General features: G+C 70.3%; 17 protein-coding genes. 7 read left to right on the forward strand and 10 right to left on the reverse strand.

Features of this window, described 5'->3' with window-relative positions; all coding sequences use genetic code 11:
* The first annotated feature begins 211 nt into the window (after positions 1–211).
* The 3 genes from AB0J69_RS58925 (at position 212) to AB0J69_RS58935 (ending at position 2,692) form a co-directional block, all read left to right on the forward strand.
* Positions 212–1,003 (forward strand): SDR family oxidoreductase, encoded by a 792-nt coding sequence (locus AB0J69_RS58925; RefSeq protein WP_364137534.1) that lies wholly within the window; start codon positions 212–214, stop codon positions 1,001–1,003.
* A gap of 142 nt (positions 1,004–1,145) precedes the next feature.
* Positions 1,146–1,523, forward strand: coding sequence for a VOC family protein (locus AB0J69_RS58930; RefSeq protein WP_364137536.1), 378 nt, complete (start codon positions 1,146–1,148; stop codon positions 1,521–1,523).
* A gap of 134 nt (positions 1,524–1,657) precedes the next feature.
* Positions 1,658–2,692 carry a sigma-70 family RNA polymerase sigma factor gene (locus tag AB0J69_RS58935; RefSeq protein ID WP_364137566.1) on the forward strand — a complete coding sequence of 345 codons (1,035 nt, stop codon included), beginning with the start codon at positions 1,658–1,660 and terminating at the stop codon, positions 2,690–2,692.
* 151 nt (positions 2,693–2,843) lie between these two features.
* Here AB0J69_RS58935 and AB0J69_RS58940 read toward each other — a convergent pair whose 3' ends face one another.
* Positions 2,844–3,029 (reverse strand): hypothetical protein, encoded by a 186-nt coding sequence (locus AB0J69_RS58940; protein WP_364137538.1) that lies wholly within the window; start codon positions 3,027–3,029, stop codon positions 2,844–2,846.
* Positions 3,030–3,478: 449 nt separating this feature from the next.
* On the opposite strand from AB0J69_RS58940, the gene AB0J69_RS58945 reads away from it, so the two are divergent.
* Positions 3,479–3,973, forward strand: a complete 495-nt coding sequence (locus tag AB0J69_RS58945) for a hypothetical protein (protein WP_364137540.1) — start codon at positions 3,479–3,481, stop codon at positions 3,971–3,973.
* A gap of 302 nt (positions 3,974–4,275) precedes the next feature.
* Here AB0J69_RS58945 and AB0J69_RS58950 read toward each other — a convergent pair whose 3' ends face one another.
* Together AB0J69_RS58950 and AB0J69_RS58955 are read right to left on the reverse strand one after the other, a co-directional pair.
* The gene (locus AB0J69_RS58950; RefSeq protein WP_364137542.1) at positions 4,276–6,084 is read right to left on the reverse strand and encodes a hypothetical protein; all 1,809 of its coding nucleotides are present in this window, start codon (positions 6,082–6,084) and stop codon (positions 4,276–4,278) included.
* A 360-nt stretch (positions 6,085–6,444) separates the two neighbouring features.
* Complete coding sequence (locus AB0J69_RS58955) at positions 6,445–7,392, reverse strand: helix-turn-helix domain-containing protein (protein ID WP_364137544.1); 948 nt, start codon at positions 7,390–7,392, stop codon at positions 6,445–6,447.
* 103 nt (positions 7,393–7,495) lie between these two features.
* Between AB0J69_RS58955 and AB0J69_RS58960 the strand changes: the two genes are divergently transcribed.
* Positions 7,496–8,539: a saccharopine dehydrogenase NADP-binding domain-containing protein gene (locus AB0J69_RS58960; RefSeq protein WP_364137546.1), complete on the forward strand. Its 1,044-nt coding sequence runs from the start codon at positions 7,496–7,498 to the stop codon at positions 8,537–8,539.
* Between the two features lie 85 nt (positions 8,540–8,624).
* On the opposite strand, the gene AB0J69_RS58965 is transcribed toward AB0J69_RS58960, so the two are convergent.
* The 6 genes from AB0J69_RS58965 to AB0J69_RS58990 form a co-directional block, all read right to left on the reverse strand.
* Complete coding sequence (locus AB0J69_RS58965) at positions 8,625–9,689, reverse strand: VWA domain-containing protein (protein WP_364137548.1); 1,065 nt, start codon at positions 9,687–9,689, stop codon at positions 8,625–8,627.
* On the reverse strand, positions 9,690–10,640 hold the full coding sequence (locus AB0J69_RS58970; protein ID WP_364137550.1) for a VWA domain-containing protein: 951 nt from the start codon (positions 10,638–10,640) through the stop codon (positions 9,690–9,692).
* Between the two features lie 19 nt (positions 10,641–10,659).
* Positions 10,660–11,544: a DUF58 domain-containing protein gene (locus tag AB0J69_RS58975; protein WP_364137552.1), complete on the reverse strand. Its 885-nt coding sequence runs from the start codon at positions 11,542–11,544 to the stop codon at positions 10,660–10,662.
* Positions 11,545–11,549: 5 nt separating this feature from the next.
* Entirely contained in the window at positions 11,550–12,545 is a 996-nt protein-coding gene (locus AB0J69_RS58980; RefSeq protein WP_364137554.1) for a MoxR family ATPase, read from the reverse strand.
* Positions 12,546–12,565: 20 nt separating this feature from the next.
* Positions 12,566–13,363 carry a trypsin-like peptidase domain-containing protein gene (locus AB0J69_RS58985; RefSeq protein ID WP_364137556.1) on the reverse strand — a complete coding sequence of 266 codons (798 nt, stop codon included), beginning with the start codon at positions 13,361–13,363 and terminating at the stop codon, positions 12,566–12,568.
* A gap of 88 nt (positions 13,364–13,451) precedes the next feature.
* Entirely contained in the window at positions 13,452–14,357 is a 906-nt protein-coding gene (locus AB0J69_RS58990; protein ID WP_364137558.1) for a LysR family transcriptional regulator, read from the reverse strand.
* A gap of 115 nt (positions 14,358–14,472) precedes the next feature.
* Here AB0J69_RS58990 and AB0J69_RS58995 point away from each other — a divergent pair, with 115 nt between their 5' ends.
* Complete coding sequence (locus AB0J69_RS58995) at positions 14,473–15,321, forward strand: oxidoreductase (protein ID WP_364137560.1); 849 nt, start codon at positions 14,473–14,475, stop codon at positions 15,319–15,321.
* A gap of 109 nt (positions 15,322–15,430) precedes the next feature.
* Positions 15,431–15,844 (forward strand): RNA-binding S4 domain-containing protein, encoded by a 414-nt coding sequence (locus tag AB0J69_RS59000; protein ID WP_364137562.1) that lies wholly within the window; start codon positions 15,431–15,433, stop codon positions 15,842–15,844.
* A gap of 31 nt (positions 15,845–15,875) precedes the next feature.
* Here the strand turns inward: AB0J69_RS59000 and AB0J69_RS59005 are convergent, their stop codons facing one another.
* Entirely contained in the window at positions 15,876–16,661 is a 786-nt protein-coding gene (locus AB0J69_RS59005) for an SDR family NAD(P)-dependent oxidoreductase (RefSeq protein WP_364137564.1), read from the reverse strand.
* Between the last annotated feature and the right edge of the window lie 348 nt (positions 16,662–17,009).

A 17,009-nucleotide genomic window follows, 5' to 3' on the forward strand; every position in this document is an offset into this window, starting at 1 on the left:
TTGATGACATGCCGACCCGCGCGACCACAGCTCGTCACGAGGTCCTCGATGGACCCGTGACGGGCGGCGTACCCGGTCCTGGAATACGCCGTCGCCGCCCGCGAGACGGGCACCACCGCGGCATGGACGACCCCGCATCGACCGATTCCTTTCGGCGGGCCCCCGAGTCGACAGGTGTGACGGAACTCCGCAGTCCACACCAGGAGAAACGGTGCTGCTCGAAAAGAAGAACGCGATTGTTTACGGAGCGAGCGGAGCGATCGGAAGCGCGGTCGCTCACGCCTTCGCCACGGAGGGTGCACGGGTCTTCCTCGCCGGGCGCACCGGCGCCGCGCTGGAGGCGGTGGCGGAGAGGATCCGGGCCTCGAACGGCGTCGCAGACGTCGCCACGGTGAACGTGCTGGATGCGGAGGCCGTCGAAGCGCACGCCGATGCGGTGGTACGGCAGGCCGGCTCCATCGACATCTCTCTCAACGCCACCAGCCTCCCGCAGACCGGCATCCAGGGCACCCGCATCGTCGACCTGTCGCCGGACGGCTTCGACCTGCCCATGGCCACCTACCCCAAGGCCAACTTCCTGACCTCCAGAGCCGCCGCACGGCGTATGACCGGCCAGGGGTCGGGTGTGATTCTGACGATCACGGCGAGCCCGTCGCGGACGGCGGTCCCGCTCATGGGAGGCATGGCACCGGCATGGGCGGCGATCGAAGCGCTGTCGCGGGGGCTGGCCGCCGAGCTCGGACCGCATGGTGTACGAGTCGTCTGCCTGAACGCGGCGGGGATGCCGGAGACGCCGCAGCTCTCCGAGGTATACGGCCTGCACGCCGATGCCTACGGCATCAGCCGCGACGCGTTCCTGGCCCGCATGGAGGACCGGACACTGCGCAAAAGGCTTCCCACGGTCGCTGAGATCGCCAACGTGGCCGCCTTCGTCGCCTCGGACCGCGCGTCCGCGATCACCGGGGCGGTCGCCAACCTCACCGGCGGCCTGATCGCGGACTGACCACCATCAGACCTGGGATGAACCGTCCTGACGCGTGCCGCCCATGGTGCAGAACCTCCAGCCGCCTGGACCGATTCCTTTCGGCGGGCCGCCGAGTCGACAGAGGTGACGGGATCCCGATGACGACCGAGAGGAAACGATCATGATGACAACGACGGGGATCCGGCTGGGCGGCCTGGTGCTGGGCAGCGACGATCCGGAACGGCTCAGCGACTGGTACCGCGCGGCCTTCGCGCCGGCGGCCGGGCCGGGCACCGTGCTGATGGTGGGCGACGGGCGGCTGGTGTTCGACCGCCGCGACGATCTCGAGCAGAGCACACGGGAACCGGGCCGGATCCTGATCAACTTCTACGTCGAGGACATCGAGGCGGTCGTGACCCACCTGAAGGCGCTGGGCGTCACGCAGTGGATCCGTCCGGTGGAGCACTTCGGCCCGGGCCGGATCGCGACGGTGGAGGACCCGGTCGGAAACTACGTGCAGCTCGTCGAACTCGCCGACCCACCCGGCGCCGGGCGGTGACCCAGATGGGCCGCAGCTACGTCGACGATCCAGTGGATGATGAGCCACATGCAGCGGAACGCCCGGCACCCCGCCTCAACGCCACCTACGGGACGTTCGACCCGGCGGACGGCAGGCGGGCCCGGCCGACGGTGATGCCGGACAACGACCTCTTCGCACGGCTGGCCTCCCCGTACCGGCCCGAGCTCCTGGCCTACTGTTACCGCATGCTCGGTTCGGTCCACGACGCCGAGGACCTCGTGCAGGAGACCTATCTGCGCGCGTGGCGCTCGTACGAGGCGTTCGAAGGCCGGGCGTCACTGCGCACCTGGCTCTACCGGATCGCGACCAACGTCTGCCTCACCGCACTCGAGCACCGCAAGCGCCGGCCGCTGCCATCGGGCCTCGGCGGTCCCGCCGACGACCCCGAAGGCCCCCTGGCACCGCCGGCGGAGGTGACGTGGCTGCAACCCTTCCCCGACCGGCTGCTCACCGCCGGCTCCGACGATCCCGCCACCATCGTCGCCGCGCGCGCAAGCCTGCGCCTCGCCCTGATCGCCGCCCTGCAGCACCTGCCCCCGCGCCAGCGCGCCGTCCTCATCCTGCGCGACGTACTGGCGCTGCGCGCGGCGGAGGTCGCCGAGATGCTCGGCATCTCCGTCCCCGCGGTCAAAAGCGTCCTGCAGCGCGCTCGAGCACAGCTCGGTCAGGCGGCACCCGCCGAGGACGACACGCCCGAGATCTCCGGCACGCGCCGGCGGGAACTGCTGGACCGCTATGTCGCCGCCTTCCAGAACGCCGACATCTCCGCCCTCATGGAATTGCTGACCGAGGACGCCGTCCTGGAGATGCCGCCCACCCCGACCTGGTTCGCCGGGCGCGAGTCCGTCGTCCGGTTCTTCGCGACCAGGGTTCTCACCGGGCCAGGCGCCTGCCGTATGGTGCCCACCGCGGCCAACGGGCAGCCCGCGGTCGCCATGTACCAGCGCGGCCCGGACGGCGTTCACCACGTACACGCCGTGATGGTCCTCTCGGCCTCCGACACGGGGATCAGACAGATCATCGCGTTCCGCGACCCGAGCCTGTTCGAGCTCTTCGAACTCCCCCGGACGCTCGGCCCCGCTCCGTCCGGCGAATCGGCCGATGGCCCGAACAGCGCTTCGCCCACGCCCTACGACCCGACGCCATGACGCTCCGAGCCAAGGCGCAATATCGTCGGGGGCCGCCTGCAACTCGGCCATCCCGTCGGCGACCACCGCCGGGCGTACGTGTTCCAGCTTGACACCTGGCTGTAGTGCTCCTCCTCCACCACCGCAGCGTGCGGAAGGGCGGCCGGCTCGGTCAGCTGGCCGCCCTTCCGCCGGGTGTCGAGCTGGGACCCCACCAGACCGCCAGGCTCTTGCGCTCCCCTGCCGCGTGCAGCGTCCCGGCGATCTCGACGCCGTAGTCGCCGCACGGCAACCGCCGTCGGACGAGCTCGACCTGCTGGCGGGGGTTGGTCACGTTCCGGCGGGCTTGCTTACGCACCCGGGCCGTCTGCCAGAAGATCGCGTCCCGGCCGCGGGCCTTGGGTGAAGACGATCTGCGACCGGTTCTCCGGTGCCGGTCCGGCACCAGATCGAGCGCGGCCTGGTGCCGCCCGCGCGCGGGAACAGCCCCTCCCCGAGCGGCAACCGGATCAGGTGGGGCAGGCGGGACTGCTGATCCGGGTCCGGACGACGACGCAGCTCGCGCATCCTGTCAGTGTCGCTCAAACTCGCACGAGCGGCTGGGAACGTGAGGAGGCTCGACTACCGGGAACGGCGTGCCACCGCGGCAGGCGAAATCTTCCGACAATAGGCAATTCGGGCGGCCCGACCCTGTTGGCTCCAGGAAATAGCGCTCGCAGCGGTAAAGGATGTGTCCCTCCATCGCAGCTCGCTATGGCTGGGGCGGATCCGATGTACGAGTGGAGCCTGCTCGGATAAGGTCCGATCGTGCGCCTTGGTGCGTCTTCGAGGGTGGCTGCCGCGGCACTTGTCTGTTTCGCGGTCCTGACGGGCTGTTCTGGCGAGCCGGAACCACCGCCGCTGGCGGATGCTGTCAAGAAGCTCGTGAGCGACGGGGATGCAGTGGTGTCCTGGGTCGAGGCAGGCATAACGGGGCTGACGAGGGAACGGGCGGACGGCCCGGACCAGAGCTCGACCTGTGGACCCGATAAGCAGCGACGTTTCTACATCGCCAAAGGCAGCTTCGCGAATCCGGCCAAGGAGAGCCCGATCAGCCTTGTCGGGATACTGAAAGGCGAACTCTTCAGCAGGGGCTATCACGACGAGGTTGTGGACAATCTCGACCTGCGGGAAGACGACACGAGCGTTGCCGTACTGGTCAATCCGGAAGCGCGATTGACCTTCATACTCTTCGCCCGCCTGGATTCCACGCCCAATATCGCGATCGTCGGAAAGACCGAATGCTACCCTCGCGACGCCTGACCCCACTCACGCCGAGTCGGGCACCTGCGCCGCCTCCTTCCGGAGTTGGTCGGCTCGGCGCCGAAGGGCCTCAGCGGTCGCCAAGCACGAGCTTTCGAGATCGGCCATCTCGCGCCTGAGACGGACGGCATCCGCAAGGTACCGATCCGCAGCCGCCCCTCTCCAGAAAGCATCGCTGTCGCCTGGTCGCGATGGCAAACCGTCGAAGGTCCCGGCAAGGCGTGTGGCGTATCCGGCGAACGCAGAGGCGAGCAACTCCTTTTCGGCTGCCTCTCGGAGCAGTTGAACCCTATTGAGCATGATCAACCACCTCTCACCTTGAGGGCGTTGGTCAGAGCGCCAAGCATTCGGCCCATCGCGGCATCTCTCAATGTGCTGTGCTCGTCTGTCGTCAGCCCACCATGTCCGGCTGCCTTCAGCGACTTGATCATCGCGTCTACTTGCATATTGACCAGCCTGGCGGCAACCGTCCCCGCGTCCTCCGGCGTCTTCTCGTCCATGTAATCCGTAATGATTTTCTTCAATCTGTCTTTGATTTCGTCGAGCAGTTTCGCCTTACCAGTGCCCGGAATCTTGCCGACGACGGGCACCAACTGATCAAGGTAGTCAACCGGCATAAGAATGCTTCCAGCGAGCCATTCCGCGTACTGGTCGTCGCTCCACTCGGCGTAGGTCGATCCAGACAGCAGCAGGCTTGCCAGCGCTCCCGCCCGTGCGGCGTAGTTGTAGAACGCCGACGCGCTGTAGTTGTCCGAGCCGAAGGGTGGGAAGCGACCCATGTCCATCTCCTGGACATACTCCTTTCCCAGCTTCGCCAAGGTGGCGGCCGCGGCGGGGTCCTGCATCAACGCGCCGAAGAACCGGGCGCTCACGGCTGGGTCGACCGTGTTCCATGGAGCCCGGGGAGCCAGATAGGGCGGCGGTAGTGGTGGGTTCTCCACCCCGTCGGCTACCGCTTGCGTGTACGCGTCCTGAGCCCTCTTGTCAGCCTGGCCTCGCGCGAGCTTGTCGAGGATGGGCCCGATGTTCTTGGCCAGCACCCGGCTGATCGGCGAATCGGGAAAGGTGCCGAGACTGCCACCGACCCAGAGAGAGTGATCGGACCCGATGCTGTTGATGACGACGATCCAGGCACGCTCCTGCACCTCGAACGACCCGGATCTCGGCTGCAGCGCCCCGTCCAACGCCTGGGCCAGCGCTGCCTCATAGGCAGGGACGCCGCTTGACCTGATGGTGTAGGCGTCGAGCAGGACCCCCGCCTCTTTCGGGTGCTCGGCCAGGAATCGCTGGAACGCCTCCGGATTCGCCGCGAACGCCTTGGCCAGGTTGTACAGGTTCCAGTTGGGATCGGTGGGAAACGCGTCAGAGTTCGGTGGGCGATTCAGCAGATTGACCGCCACCCGATTGAGGAACGTGCCCGACTGCGGGGCAAGCCTCACGAGGGCGGTGAGGATGTCCGATGGGGCGCTCTCCACCATCTTCTGCCATTCCGGCCCGAGCCGCCCAGAGCTCTCCGCACTGGCGAAGGCCCTGGCCAGCAGGCCCGGTGAACCGGCGCCGGCCCGCTTGCCCGCCTCCAGGGTCAACCCTCGGCGATCCCCGCCGGCTTGCGTGGTCATCCAGTCGCGGAACAACTTCTGAAAGGCCTCGGGGCCGAGTGCGGCCAGCAGCGCCGCGGCGTAGGCAGGGTCGTCGACCCGGCCCTTGAGCGCCGCCACGGCCTTCTCCACCTCGCTCCAACTCTGCTGAGAGAGGTGCTCGTCGTGGCGCTTGAGCGCCTCGATGATCGCCGCGGCGTCCTCCTTGGCCGCCTGCGCCGCCTCCGTCCGGCTGCTGAAGGGCAGGGTGGCGGTCAGCATGCCCTTCTGCCCTGTCGGCACCATGCGCTTGAGGGTGTCGATGCGCCATCTGAGGTCCTGCTGGGACTCGTGGAAGAACGCCCAGGTGCGATGCATGGTGGTGACACCCGTGCGGCCGGCCCAGTCCGGGCCCGCCTCGGCGATCGCTGCTTCGAGTCCCGGCCGTGTCCGGCCGAGGACATCCTTGCCCGCCTCCATCTGGCGGATCAGCTTGTCTGCGCCGAGGGGATCGATCCCGACCAGCTCCCCCATTGACCCTCCCAGAGGGTGTGGCTTACAAGGCGGAAGTAAAGCACGTCTGATACTGCGGGTAAACGCGTTATGCATTTACGACGGGCTGCGGCGCCGGGCATGGCATATGCAGGGGGCGCATGCGTAAAACCGGCAAATCAGGAGCTCTTGTCAATCAGCTTCTGAACCCCGCCTTGTACGCACGGGATTTCGAATTGCGCTGTGTTGCGTAATCCGCGTGCCGAGCCGCCGGGACCGGTGCCATATCGGCTCGGCAATCCGACTCGCGCGGATGCGATCCGGTGTACGCGTCCGCACGCCCCTGCTCGCTGCGTCAGGGAGAACCGTACGGGCCGTGGCTGAGTGCCGGGGGCCGCGGTCTCATGCCCGGAACGTGCGCCGGTAGGCGTCCGGCGGGACGCCGATCGTGCGGTGGAAGTGGCGGCGCAGTGTTGTCGCCGTGCCCATGCCCGCGGCCGAGGCGATGGTGTCGACGCTGTCGTCCGTGGTCTCCAGCAACTCCTGCGCGCGGCGGATCCGCTGGGTCAGCAGCCACTGCAGCGGGGTGGTGCCGGTCAGCGAGCGGAAGTGGCGGGCCAGGTGGCGTGAGCTCATGTTCGCCTGGCGGGCCAGGTCCTCCACCGTGAGCGGCTGGTCCAGGCGGCGCATCACCCAGGTGAGCAGCTCGGCCAGGGGGTGGCCGTCCTGCGCGGGCACCGGCGTGGAGACGAACTGGGCCTGGCCGCCGGCCCGGTGGGGTGGCACGACCAGGCGGCGGGCGACCACGTTGGCGACCGCCGAGCCGTGGTCGCGGCGTACCAGGTGCAGGCACAGGTCCATTGCCGCGGCCTTGCCGGCGGAGGTGAGCACGGTGCCGTTGTCGACGTAGAGGACGTCGGGGTCGACCTCCACCTGGGGATAGCGGGCGGCCAGTTGTCCGGTGTGGGCCCAGTGCGTGGTCGCGCGCAGCCCGTTCAGCAGGCCGGCGGCGGCGAGTACGAACACGCCCGTGCACAGGGAGACCACCCGCGCACCCGACTCGTGGGCCACGCGCACCGCCTCGACCAGGTCGGCCGGCGGGTCCTCGTCGACGTCCGCCAGGGCGGGGACGATCACCGTGTCGGCGTGCGCCAGCCAGTCGAGCCCGCAGTCCGGCTCCAGCTGGAACCGGCCGACCCGGACGGCTTGCGTGCCGCACACCCTGACGTCGTACCAGGGGCCTGGCAGGGCGTCGGGGGCGGAGCCGAAGACCTCGCAGGCCAGGGCCAGCTCGAAGTGCAGCATCCCGTCGGTGGCGGCGACCGCGACGGAGCGCGGGAACGAGTTCATGTCGGAAATTGTATGGGTCGTGTCGTTTCGGACACTAGGCACAGATGTGCCAGCAGGGACAGGATTTGCGTACTGAATCACTTCGAAGAACGCGGGAGCAGGCATGGGATCGGGTCGGAACGTGGCGGTGTTCGGCGCCTACGGGCACACCGGGCGGTTCGTGGTCGCGGAGTTGCTCGAGCGTGGGTACGTCCCGCTGCTCCTCGGCCGCGACCAGGACAAGCTGGTGGCGCTGGTGGCGGCCCACCCGGGGTTGGCGGCGCGGCAGGCGTCGGTCGATGATCCGGCCTCGCTCGACCGGGCGCTGGAGGGCGCGGCAGCCGTGATCAACTGTGCCGGGCCCTTCGCCACGACCGCCGGCCCGCTGGTCGAGGCGGCGCTGCGGGCCGGCATCCCGTATGTCGACGTGGCGGCCGAGATCGAGGCGAACGTCGACACGTTCGCGCACTTCGCCGACCGAGCGACGGCCGCGGGCACCGTGGTGGTCCCGGCGATGGCCTTCTACGGCGGCCTCGGCGACCTGCTGGTCACCACCGCGATGGGCGACTGGACGGCGGCGGACGAGGTGCACGTCGCCTACGGTCTGAGCAGCTGGCACCCCACCACCGGAACGCTCGCTTCGGGCGTGGTCTCGGGGGAGCGACGGGGTGGCCGCCGGGTCCGCTTCACCGGCGGACGGCTGGAGTACCACGACGACGCGCTGCCGACCCTGGAGTGGCCCTTCCCGGCTCCGCTCGGCCGGCAGAGCGTCATCGGTGAGTTCACCATGGCCGACGTCGTCACCGTTCCCAGCCACCTGGACGTCTCGGAGGTACGTACCTACATGACCGCCAAGGCGGCCGCGGACCTGGGCGCTCCTGACCCATCGGCACCGGCCGCCGTCGACGACCGTGGCCGTTCGGCGCAGACCTTCGTCGTCGACGTGCTCGTCCGCTCCGGCGGCGCGGAACGCCGCGTGACCGCCACCGGTCAGGACATCTACGCCGTCAGCGCGCCGCTCGCGGTGGAGGCGGTCGACCGCATCCTCACCGGGCGGACCAGGACCACCGGCGTCGCCTCCGCGGGCGCGGTCTTCGACGCCCCGGACTTCCTCCGCGCCCTGTCCACGCACCTGTCGTTGCACGTCCCGGTCGGCACCCGCGGCTGACCTGCTGTCCCGTGCCACGTCCTCCGGGGTCCCGGGGCGGCCGAGGGGGTAGCCGCGGTGGCACACGCCTCCCCCGGCCGGACCGTCAGCGGGTCGGGGTGCGGGGGCGGTTCCACCAGAGGGAGAGGGACAGGGCCGCGGTGATGAGGACGGCGCCGCCGGCGGCGAAGGCGGCGGCAGTGTCGACCTGCCGGCGGACGACGGTGAAGCTGCCGGGGAGGGTGTCGAGGGCGCTCTGGAGCTGGTCGGCGTTCTCGGCGCGGTGGTAGGAGCCGCCGGTGGTCCGGGCTATCTGCTTGAGCGCGGGCTCGTCGATCATGCGGATGTTGCGGCCGCTGTCGAACCTGCCGCGCCCGCCGAAGCCGCCGCCCCAGCCGCCGAAGCCGCGGCCGTCGAACTGGGAGTTCTCGCAGACCATCGGGGCCGGGTTCGTGGTGCCGAAGCCGATGGTGAAGACGCGGAGTCGGCGCGAAGCCGCTTCCTGGGCGGCGGTCTGCGGGTCGACGCCCTGGGTGTTCGCGCCGTCGGTGAGCACGACGATCGCGGCGCCGGCGTAGCCTTCCCCGGAGCCTCCGGTGCCGGGGTCCGCGCCGGTGGGGGCGACCGACGGGTCGACCTCCGCGATCGCGTCGATCGAGGCGAGCATGGCCTGGCCGATCGCGGTGCCACGGGCCACGGTGAGGTTGTCCAGCGCCTCGGTCAGCGCGTCCGTGTCGTCGGTGGGCGGGACGACCAGGCCCGCGGAGCCGTTGAAGGTGACCAGGCCGATGCGCGGCCCGCCCCGCTGCGACTCGATGAACTCCGCGGCGGCCTTCCGCGCGGCGGTGAGGCGGTTGGGGTCGACGTCCGTGGAGCACATGGAGCCGGAGGTGTCGAGCGCGAGCAGGATCGTCGCCGACGTCTGCGGCACCGGTACCGACGCCTGCGGTCGCGCGGCGCCGACCGCGAGCAGCGCGAGTCCGGTGATGAACAGGGCCGGGGGGATCTTGCGCGTCCAGCGCGTACGGCCGGGCAGCGCGGTGCGTACGAGTGAGATCGAGGTGACGCGGACGGCGGCCCGCCGGCGGCGGCGTAGCGCCCACCAGCGGATGGCGAGGATCAGCGGGATGATCAGGACGGTCAGCAGCGCCCACGGCCATGAGAACGTCATTCAGATCACCCGTCCGGACCGGAGCACGGTGAGCGCCGCTCCTGCGGTGAGCAGCGCGAGGGCGAGCCCGATCAGCCCGCCGGCGAGGGGCAGCGGCTCGTCGGAGACGGTGAGCCGCAGGTCGATCGTGTCGGCGATCCCGTCGAGGCGCGCGGTGTCGGAGGCGGGGTGGTAGGCGCCGCCGGTGGTCTGCGCGATCAAGGTGAGGGTGTCCTCTTCCAGCGAGGTCTGCAGGTGGTAGCCGTCCACCTTCACCGTGGCCCCGGCCGTGGTGCCGACGCCGACGGTGTGGATGTGTACGCCTGCCTGCTGGGCCACGGTGGCGGCGCGTTCGACGTCCCGGCCCAGGTTCTGGCCGTCGGAGAACAGCACGATCGTCGCCGACGGCCAGTAGCCGAGGTCGGGCGCGGCGCCGTCGCGGTCGATGGCCACCTCCTTGCCGGTGATCGCCATCAGCGAGGCCGTGATGGCCGTCTCCAGCGAGGTGCCGCCGGCGATCTTCAGCCGGTCGATGGCCTTGAGCGCGATGGAGTGGTCGGCGTCGGGCCGGGCGGTGGTGTGCGCGCCCCGCTCGAACGCGACGACGCCGATGTCGACGCTGTCGGGCTGCGCCGCCACGAACGCGCGGGCCGCCCGCTGCGCCGCCGCCAGCCGGGTGGGCGCGACGTCGTCGGCGCCCATGCTGTTGGAGACGTCCATGGCGAGGATGACGGTGCCCGAGGTCCGCGGGACCGGCACCATGGCCGCCGGTCCGGAGGTGGCGATCGCGAGCACCCCGACGCCGGCCACCGTCAGGCCGATCCCGAGGTACGCCCGGCGGCCGTCCGGCGCGGCGACCCCGGCTGCCGCGAGGGCGGCCGCCCGGCGGCGCGCCGAGACGACGGCAGCCCAGGCCAGCGCCACCGTGACGAGCAGTCCGACGGCCAGCAGCAGCGGGGAGGACAGGGTCATGAGGCCTCCTTCGTCGACCTCATGACGACCGGTCCCGGGTGCGGGCGACGACCTCGACGAGCGCCTCGGCCAGGTCGCGGTCGGTGTCGACGCGGTGCACGGGCACCCCGGCCCGGCGCATGCCCGCCTTGAGCCGGGCGTCGCGGGCGTCGACGGCGGCGTGGAAGCGTACCCGGAGCAGCGGGTCGGCGGAGTCGACGACGAGTTGCTCGCCGGTCTCCGCGTCCTCGACCACGATCAGCCCGGCTTCGGGCAGCACGTCGTCGGCCGTGTCCACGATCCGCAGGGCGACCACCTCGTGCCGCCGGGCCAGGCGCTGGAGCGAGCGTTCCCAGTCGCCTTCGCCGATGAAGTCCGACAGCACGACGATGAGCGCGCGGCGGCGCGCGAGCCGCCCGGCCGCGTCCAGCATCTCGGCCAGGTCGGTGGTGGCGCCGCCGTGCGCCGCGGAGGTGCGGTCCAGCTCGGCGCCGATCCGCAGCGCGTGCCGCCGGGAGGTGCCGGGCGGCACGACGCGCAGCATCCCGGTGTCGAACAGCAGCGCGCCGACGCGGTTGCCGCCCCGTCCGAACAGCCGGGCGAGGACGAGCGCGAGCTCGGCGAGTACGTCGTGCTTGCCGCGCCCCGGCCGCCCGGCCGTCATCGACGCCGACCGGTCGAGCACGAGCCACACCGTGAGCTCGCGGTCCTCGGTGAACACGCGCAGGTGCGGCTCGTCCAGGCGTGCGGTCACGTTCCAGTCGATGTGGCGGGCGTCGTCGCCCTCGCTGTACGCGCGCAGCCCGGTGAAGTCGATCCCGGAGCCGCGGTACGTGGTGCGGTGGGCGCCCTGTAGCCGGCCGTCCAGCCTGCGGACGACCTTCCACTCCAGGCGGAGCAGGAGTTTCTCGGGGGCGGTGGCCATCGCGTTCAACGGTTCTGCAGGACGACGTCGGGCGCCCGGACGGCCCCGAGCACCCTGGAGACGATCGTGTCGGCGTCGACGTCGTCCGCGAGGGCCTCGTACGACAGCACGAGGCGGTGACGGAGCACGTCGAGCGCGAGCTCGGACAGGTCGTGCGGCAGGACGTAGTCGCGGCCGCGCAGGAACGCCAGCGCCCGGGCGCCCGTGACGAGCGCGATGGACGCCCGCGGGCTCGCCCCGTACGTGACGTACCGTTCCAGCTCGCCGAGCCCACCCGTCGCCGGGGAGCGCGTCACGGAGACCAGCCGTACGGCGTAGTCGACGACCGCCGGATCGACGTACACCTCCTGAGCGCGAACCCGCATCGCCATCAGGTCCTCGGCCGTCACCATCGGCTGCGGCGGCTCCGGCGGCCGCAGCGCCCGGTCGACGATCGCCCGCTCCTCGGCCTGCGTCGGATAGTCGACGACCACCTTCATCATGAACCGGTCGACCTGCGCCTCGGGCAGCGGGTACGTGCCCTCCGACTCGATCGGGTTCTCCGTCGCCATGACCAGGAACGGCTCCGGCACCCGGAACGTCTCACGGCCGATCGTCACCTGGTGTTCCTGCATCACTTCCAGCAGGGCGCTCTGCACCTTGGCGGGGGCGCGGTTGATCTCGTCGGCCAGCAGCAGGTTCGCGAACACCGGGCCGAGTTCCGTCCTGAACTCGCCGGAGTGCTGGTGGTAGACCCGCGTACCCACGAGGTCGGCGGGCACCAGGTCGGGGGTGAACTGGACGCGCTGGAAACTCCCGGCCATCGCGGCGGCCAGCGACCGCACCGCGAGCGTCTTGGCCAGGCCCGGCACGCCCTCCACCAGCAGGTGGCCGTCGGCGATCAGCGCGACGGCCATGCGCTCCAGCAGGATGTCCTGGCCGACGATGGTTCGCTTGACCTCGAACAGCACCTGTTCGAGTGGATGGGCCTGGGCCGGCTCGGGGGACTTGGTCGAGGTCATATGGCGTTCCTTCTCGTCGGTCAGATGAGGGGTCCCTCGCCCGGCGGGCCGTCACCATCGGGACCCCCCAGGGCCACGCCGATCGGCACCGCGAACGCGATGCCGGCGAACGCCTCGTCGCCTCCCGGGTCGGCGATCGAGACGACGATCCCGATGACCAGGCCGCGAGCGTCCAGGAGGGGACCGCCGGAGCTGCCCGGGTTCACGGAGGCGTCGAACTGGATGAGCCCGCTCAGGTCCGTCTCCGCGGTCCGGTTCAGGCCCGACACGACGCCGGTGGAGACGCTGTACGTCAGGCCCAGCGGATTGCCGATCGCCACGACCGGGGCGCCCACGGCCACGCCGCCACCGATCGTCGCCGGGACGACGATCTCCGGCAGCTCCGCGGGCTTGAGGATCGCGACGTCACGCTTGGGATTCGACGAGGCGACGACGGCCTTCGCCTTGGTGCCGTCCGCGAACGTCAGGTTGACGTCCTTCGTGCCCTTGACGACGTGGTGCGCCGTCAGGATCGTCCCGTCCTCGGCCGCGATCACCCCGGTTCCGAGCGACTCCCCTGCCTGGATGACCACCACCGACGGCCCGACCCTCTTGAAGACGTCGGGCACCGCGAGCGTCGCACTGGGCGACGGCGTCGCACTCGGCCTGGGCGCGGTCCCTTCGCCGTTCCCACCGCTGCTTCCCAGCCAGTACGCCAGCACCGCCACGACGACAAGCACGCCGCCCGCGACGGCGAACCGCCGAGCCCTCCTTCCGGCCACGGCCCCCTGGGCTAGCGGAGCCTCGGCCGCACCGGCCTCCGGCGGCACGTGGTCCATGCCCCCATACTCATAAAATTCAGCTCAAAGTGCTACAAAGTCCGCCTGAGAACTCCATGAGAACCGCTGTCAGGCCCAGGCAGACCGATCATCCGCTTTGAGTGAGATCACGGGTTGCCGCGAGGTCGGTGACGATCTCAAGCAGACGCACGAGCGCGGGGTTGTCGTTACCCGGTCGCCAGATGACCTCGGTGGGGGCGTACGCGCCGGTGATGGGGACGAAAACGACGCCGGTACGGCGAAGGCTCCGGGAAGAGCGAGCCAGGCGGGTAACGCCGACGCCGGCGGCTACCAGTCCGAGGAGGTTCTGGGGGTTGGCGTCGGTGTGGACGACGTCGGGAACGAAGCCCGCCTCGTGAAAGTGGTCGTTGTAGGCCCGGTGCCAGGGCTCCCATGAGTCCGGCGGGGTGAGGATCCAGCGTTCCTCCGCCAGGTCCCGCAGGTCCAGTTCGGTGCGGTCGGCCAAGACGTGGCCTTCGGGCAGGACCGCGCACACGGGCTCGCTGGTCAGCGTTCGGGACGCGAGGCCGTCGGCCAGTGGTGGGCGGGTGAACGCGGCGTCGTGGCGCCCGCTGGTGACGCCCGCCACGAGGGTGGCGATGGCCGTCGACTCGGTAGTGACGCGCACGTCCGGCAACTGCTCGCGCAGGGCTCGGACGATGGGCGGCAGCAGATGGTTGGCGACGGTGCTCAAGAAGGCCAGGCGCAGATCGCCGATTTCGCCCCGCCGCGCCCGCTGGAGGACGGCGAGGGCCTGATCCGTGCGTTCCAGGACGGCGCGAGCCTCGGAGACGAACGTACCTCCGACAGCCGTCAGCCGGGTGCCACGGCTGTCTCGGTCGAGCAACCGCACCCCCAGCCGACGCTCCAGCGCGGTGATCTGCTGGGAGAGTGACTGCTGGGCGATCCTCAGGCGTTCCGCTGCCCGGGTGAAGCTCAGCTCCTCGGCCACCGTGACGAAATACCGCAGTTGCCGCAGCTCAGGATGGGTCACAGCTTCTGACTGTAGCGCGGCAGAAAGCGAGTGTTGGATCTGGATCACGGCCCCCGGACAGGCTGGTGGACAGCGGGAAGCACGCGGCGACCCGGACACATGAGGAGATTCACGCATGACTGACATCGCCGGCCGCCAGGCCCGGGTCTGGCTGATCACTGGTTGTTCCACCGGGTTCGGTCGCGAGCTCGTTCGTGCCGCGGTTGCTGCGGGCGACCGGGTGATGGCCACCGCCCGCCGCCCGGAGGCCCTGGCCGATCTGGTGGAGCTCGGCCAGGGCCAGGTCAGCATCACCACGCTGGACGTGACCGACTCAGGCTCCATCAAGGATGCGGTCGAGGCGACACTGGCCGTCCACGGCCGGATCGACGTCGTGGTCAACAATGCCGGCAACCTGCTCTTCGGCGCGGTCGAGGGGCTCGACATGGACCAGCTGCGCAGTCAGATGGACACGCTGTTCTTCGGCGCCGCCGAGGTCACCAAGGCGGTGCTGCCGCACCTGCGCGAGCAGGGCAGCGGCACGATCGTGCAGATGAGCTCCATGGGCGGGCAAGTCACCTTCCTCGGATTCGGCGCCTACCATGCGGGCAAGTTCGCCCTGGAAGGCCTGTCGCAGACGCTCGCCCAGGAGCTCTCCCCGCTCGGCGTCCGCGTAATGATCGTCGAACCTGGGGCGTTCCGTACCCAGATCAACGCGAGCAAGATCGTCACCGCGGTGCCTGAGGCATATCACGGCAGCGTCGGCGCCTTCCGGACGACCATCGACTCGATGCGGGGCCAGGAGCCAGGCGACCCCGCCAAGGCCGCGAGCGCCATCGTCACCGCCGTCCACAGCGGCAACCCACCCCTGCGGCTGGTGCTGGGCAGTGATGCGATCGACGGCATTCGCGCCGAGCTCGCATCCCGGCTGCAGGACCTGGCCGGCTGGGAGGAACTCAGCCGCTCCACCGACGCCGCTGTCTGACCCGCCCCGCATACAGGGGATCGGATCGGCCGTATCCGGCACGCGCATGTCAGCACACTCGGCTCCTGCGCGATCGACGGGGTGTCACGGCACTCAGTAGGGTGTCGGAGTGGCAGGTGAGCAGGTGAGTGCGCGGGTGGACAGCTGGATCTGGTCGGTCCGGCTCACCAGGACTCGGTCGATCGCGTCCGACGCCTGCCGGGGCGGCCACGTCCGGGTCAACGGGGTACGCGTCAAGCCCGCGCACGCCGTCCGGGCCGGTGACGAGATCCGGCTGCGGCACGAGGGGCGCGAACGCATCGTCGTCGTCTCCCGGGTCATCACCAAGCGCGTCGGCGCCGCCGTGGCCGCCGAGTGCTACGTCGACAAGAGCCCTCCGCCGCCTCCCCGCGAGGAGACCGTGACGGTGGCCGTCCGGGCTCGGGGCGCGGGGCGGCCCACCAAACGCGAGCGCCGCAACATCGACAAGCTGCTCGGACGCCCAGCGGGGGAAGGGCGCGAGCGCCGTACGCGCCCGGAGTGACGGGGCCGGCAGCCCGCGGGCGATCCCGGCGTCAGCCCTTCTGGAGTTCGGCCAGCAAGTCCTGCGAGTACGCGATGCGGCCGGTGAGCTCCGCGGCCGGGCGGTGGCACAGGGCCAGGGCGGCGTCGGCCATGACGGTGGGAGGCTCGGCGTTCGGGTCGTCGTCGGTGGTGAGGCGGTGGAAGAGGGTGCCCGGGGTGGGGACGACCTGGTTCGGCGACAGCGCGTTCACGGCGATGTTGTCGGCGTAGAGCTCGGCGGCGAGGCCGGTGGTGAAGCGTTCGAGGGCGGCCTTGCACATGCCGTACACCGTGCCGCCGAAACCGGCGTGGGGGCCGGGCGGGAACGTCGGGTGCCGGGCGGCGATGGAGGAGATGTTGAGGATCCAGCCCTCGCCGCGTTCCCGCATCCCGGGCATCACCAGTTGGGCGAGGTGGAAGGGTGCGTTGACCTGCACCTCGAACATCAGGTGGTAGCGACGGTCGGTGAAGTCCGACACCGGCGTGAAGTAGGTGACCGCGGCGTTGTTGACCAGGATGTCTACCGTGCCGTACCGCTGTTCGGCCGCCTCGATGAGCGCCTGCCTGTCCTGCTCCCGCGACAGGTCGGTGGCCTGGGCGAAGGCGGTGCCACCGGCCGCCTCGATCCGAGCGACGGTGTCGCCGATCGTCCCTTCCAGGCGGCTCTGCGACGCGTCGACGGTACGGGCGGCGGCGACGACCTTCGCACCCTCAGCGGCCAGCCTTACCGCTATCGCGGCGCCGATGCCCCTGCTCGCTCCGGTGACGACTGCGACTTTGCCTTCCAGTACGCCCATGGCTGTCCTCTCCTGGGACCCTTGCCGGCTGTGGAACCCTCCCTGCCGATACTAGAACGATATTTTAGAATCTGGCGAGATCCAGCGGCGGGTTGGCGGCACGACTTCGCCGGTCCCGGCCTTTCCCATTGGGTGCTCAGCCCGTCGGCCTTCTGGAATGCGGTGGTCTGCACGAACATGCCCAGCCCATAGCCGATGTTCGGGTACGGCGTGCACATCTCGGCCGGCAGCGGGCGGATGGTGGGGTGCGGGCCTGCTGGCGCCCGTCCGGAACGCCGCCGCCGTGTCACGGGGTCCGGGCAGGACCCCGTGACGGGTTGTGGCTGTGCTGGGTCGGCATCGCGTCAG

Origin of the sequence: Nonomuraea sp. NPDC049709 (genome assembly GCF_040674815.1) — a bacterium.
Lineage (GTDB): Bacteria > Actinomycetota > Actinomycetes > Streptosporangiales > Streptosporangiaceae > Nonomuraea.

Bases quoted from the DNA above. Each gene is read 5' to 3' on its own strand.
- AB0J69_RS58930 (WP_364137536.1), top strand. From the start codon at position 1,146: ATGATGACAACGACGGGGATCCGGCTGGGCGGCCTGGTGCTGGGCAGC.
- AB0J69_RS58935 (WP_364137566.1), top strand. From the start codon at position 1,658: ATGCCGGACAACGACCTCTTCGCACGGCTGGCCTCCCCGTACCGGCCC.
- AB0J69_RS58950 (WP_364137542.1), bottom strand. From the start codon at position 6,084: ATGGGGGAGCTGGTCGGGATCGATCCCCTCGGCGCAGACAAGCTGATC.
- AB0J69_RS58955 (WP_364137544.1), bottom strand. From the start codon at position 7,392: ATGAACTCGTTCCCGCGCTCCGTCGCGGTCGCCGCCACCGACGGGATG.
- AB0J69_RS58960 (WP_364137546.1), top strand. From the start codon at position 7,496: ATGGGATCGGGTCGGAACGTGGCGGTGTTCGGCGCCTACGGGCACACC.
- AB0J69_RS58965 (WP_364137548.1), bottom strand. From the start codon at position 9,689: ATGACGTTCTCATGGCCGTGGGCGCTGCTGACCGTCCTGATCATCCCG.
- AB0J69_RS58970 (WP_364137550.1), bottom strand. From the start codon at position 10,640: ATGACCCTGTCCTCCCCGCTGCTGCTGGCCGTCGGACTGCTCGTCACG.
- AB0J69_RS58975 (WP_364137552.1), bottom strand. From the start codon at position 11,544: ATGGCCACCGCCCCCGAGAAACTCCTGCTCCGCCTGGAGTGGAAGGTC.
- AB0J69_RS58980 (WP_364137554.1), bottom strand. From the start codon at position 12,545: ATGACCTCGACCAAGTCCCCCGAGCCGGCCCAGGCCCATCCACTCGAA.
- AB0J69_RS58985 (WP_364137556.1), bottom strand. From the start codon at position 13,363: ATGGACCACGTGCCGCCGGAGGCCGGTGCGGCCGAGGCTCCGCTAGCC.
- AB0J69_RS58995 (WP_364137560.1), top strand. From the start codon at position 14,473: ATGACTGACATCGCCGGCCGCCAGGCCCGGGTCTGGCTGATCACTGGT.
- AB0J69_RS59005 (WP_364137564.1), bottom strand. From the start codon at position 16,661: ATGGGCGTACTGGAAGGCAAAGTCGCAGTCGTCACCGGAGCGAGCAGG.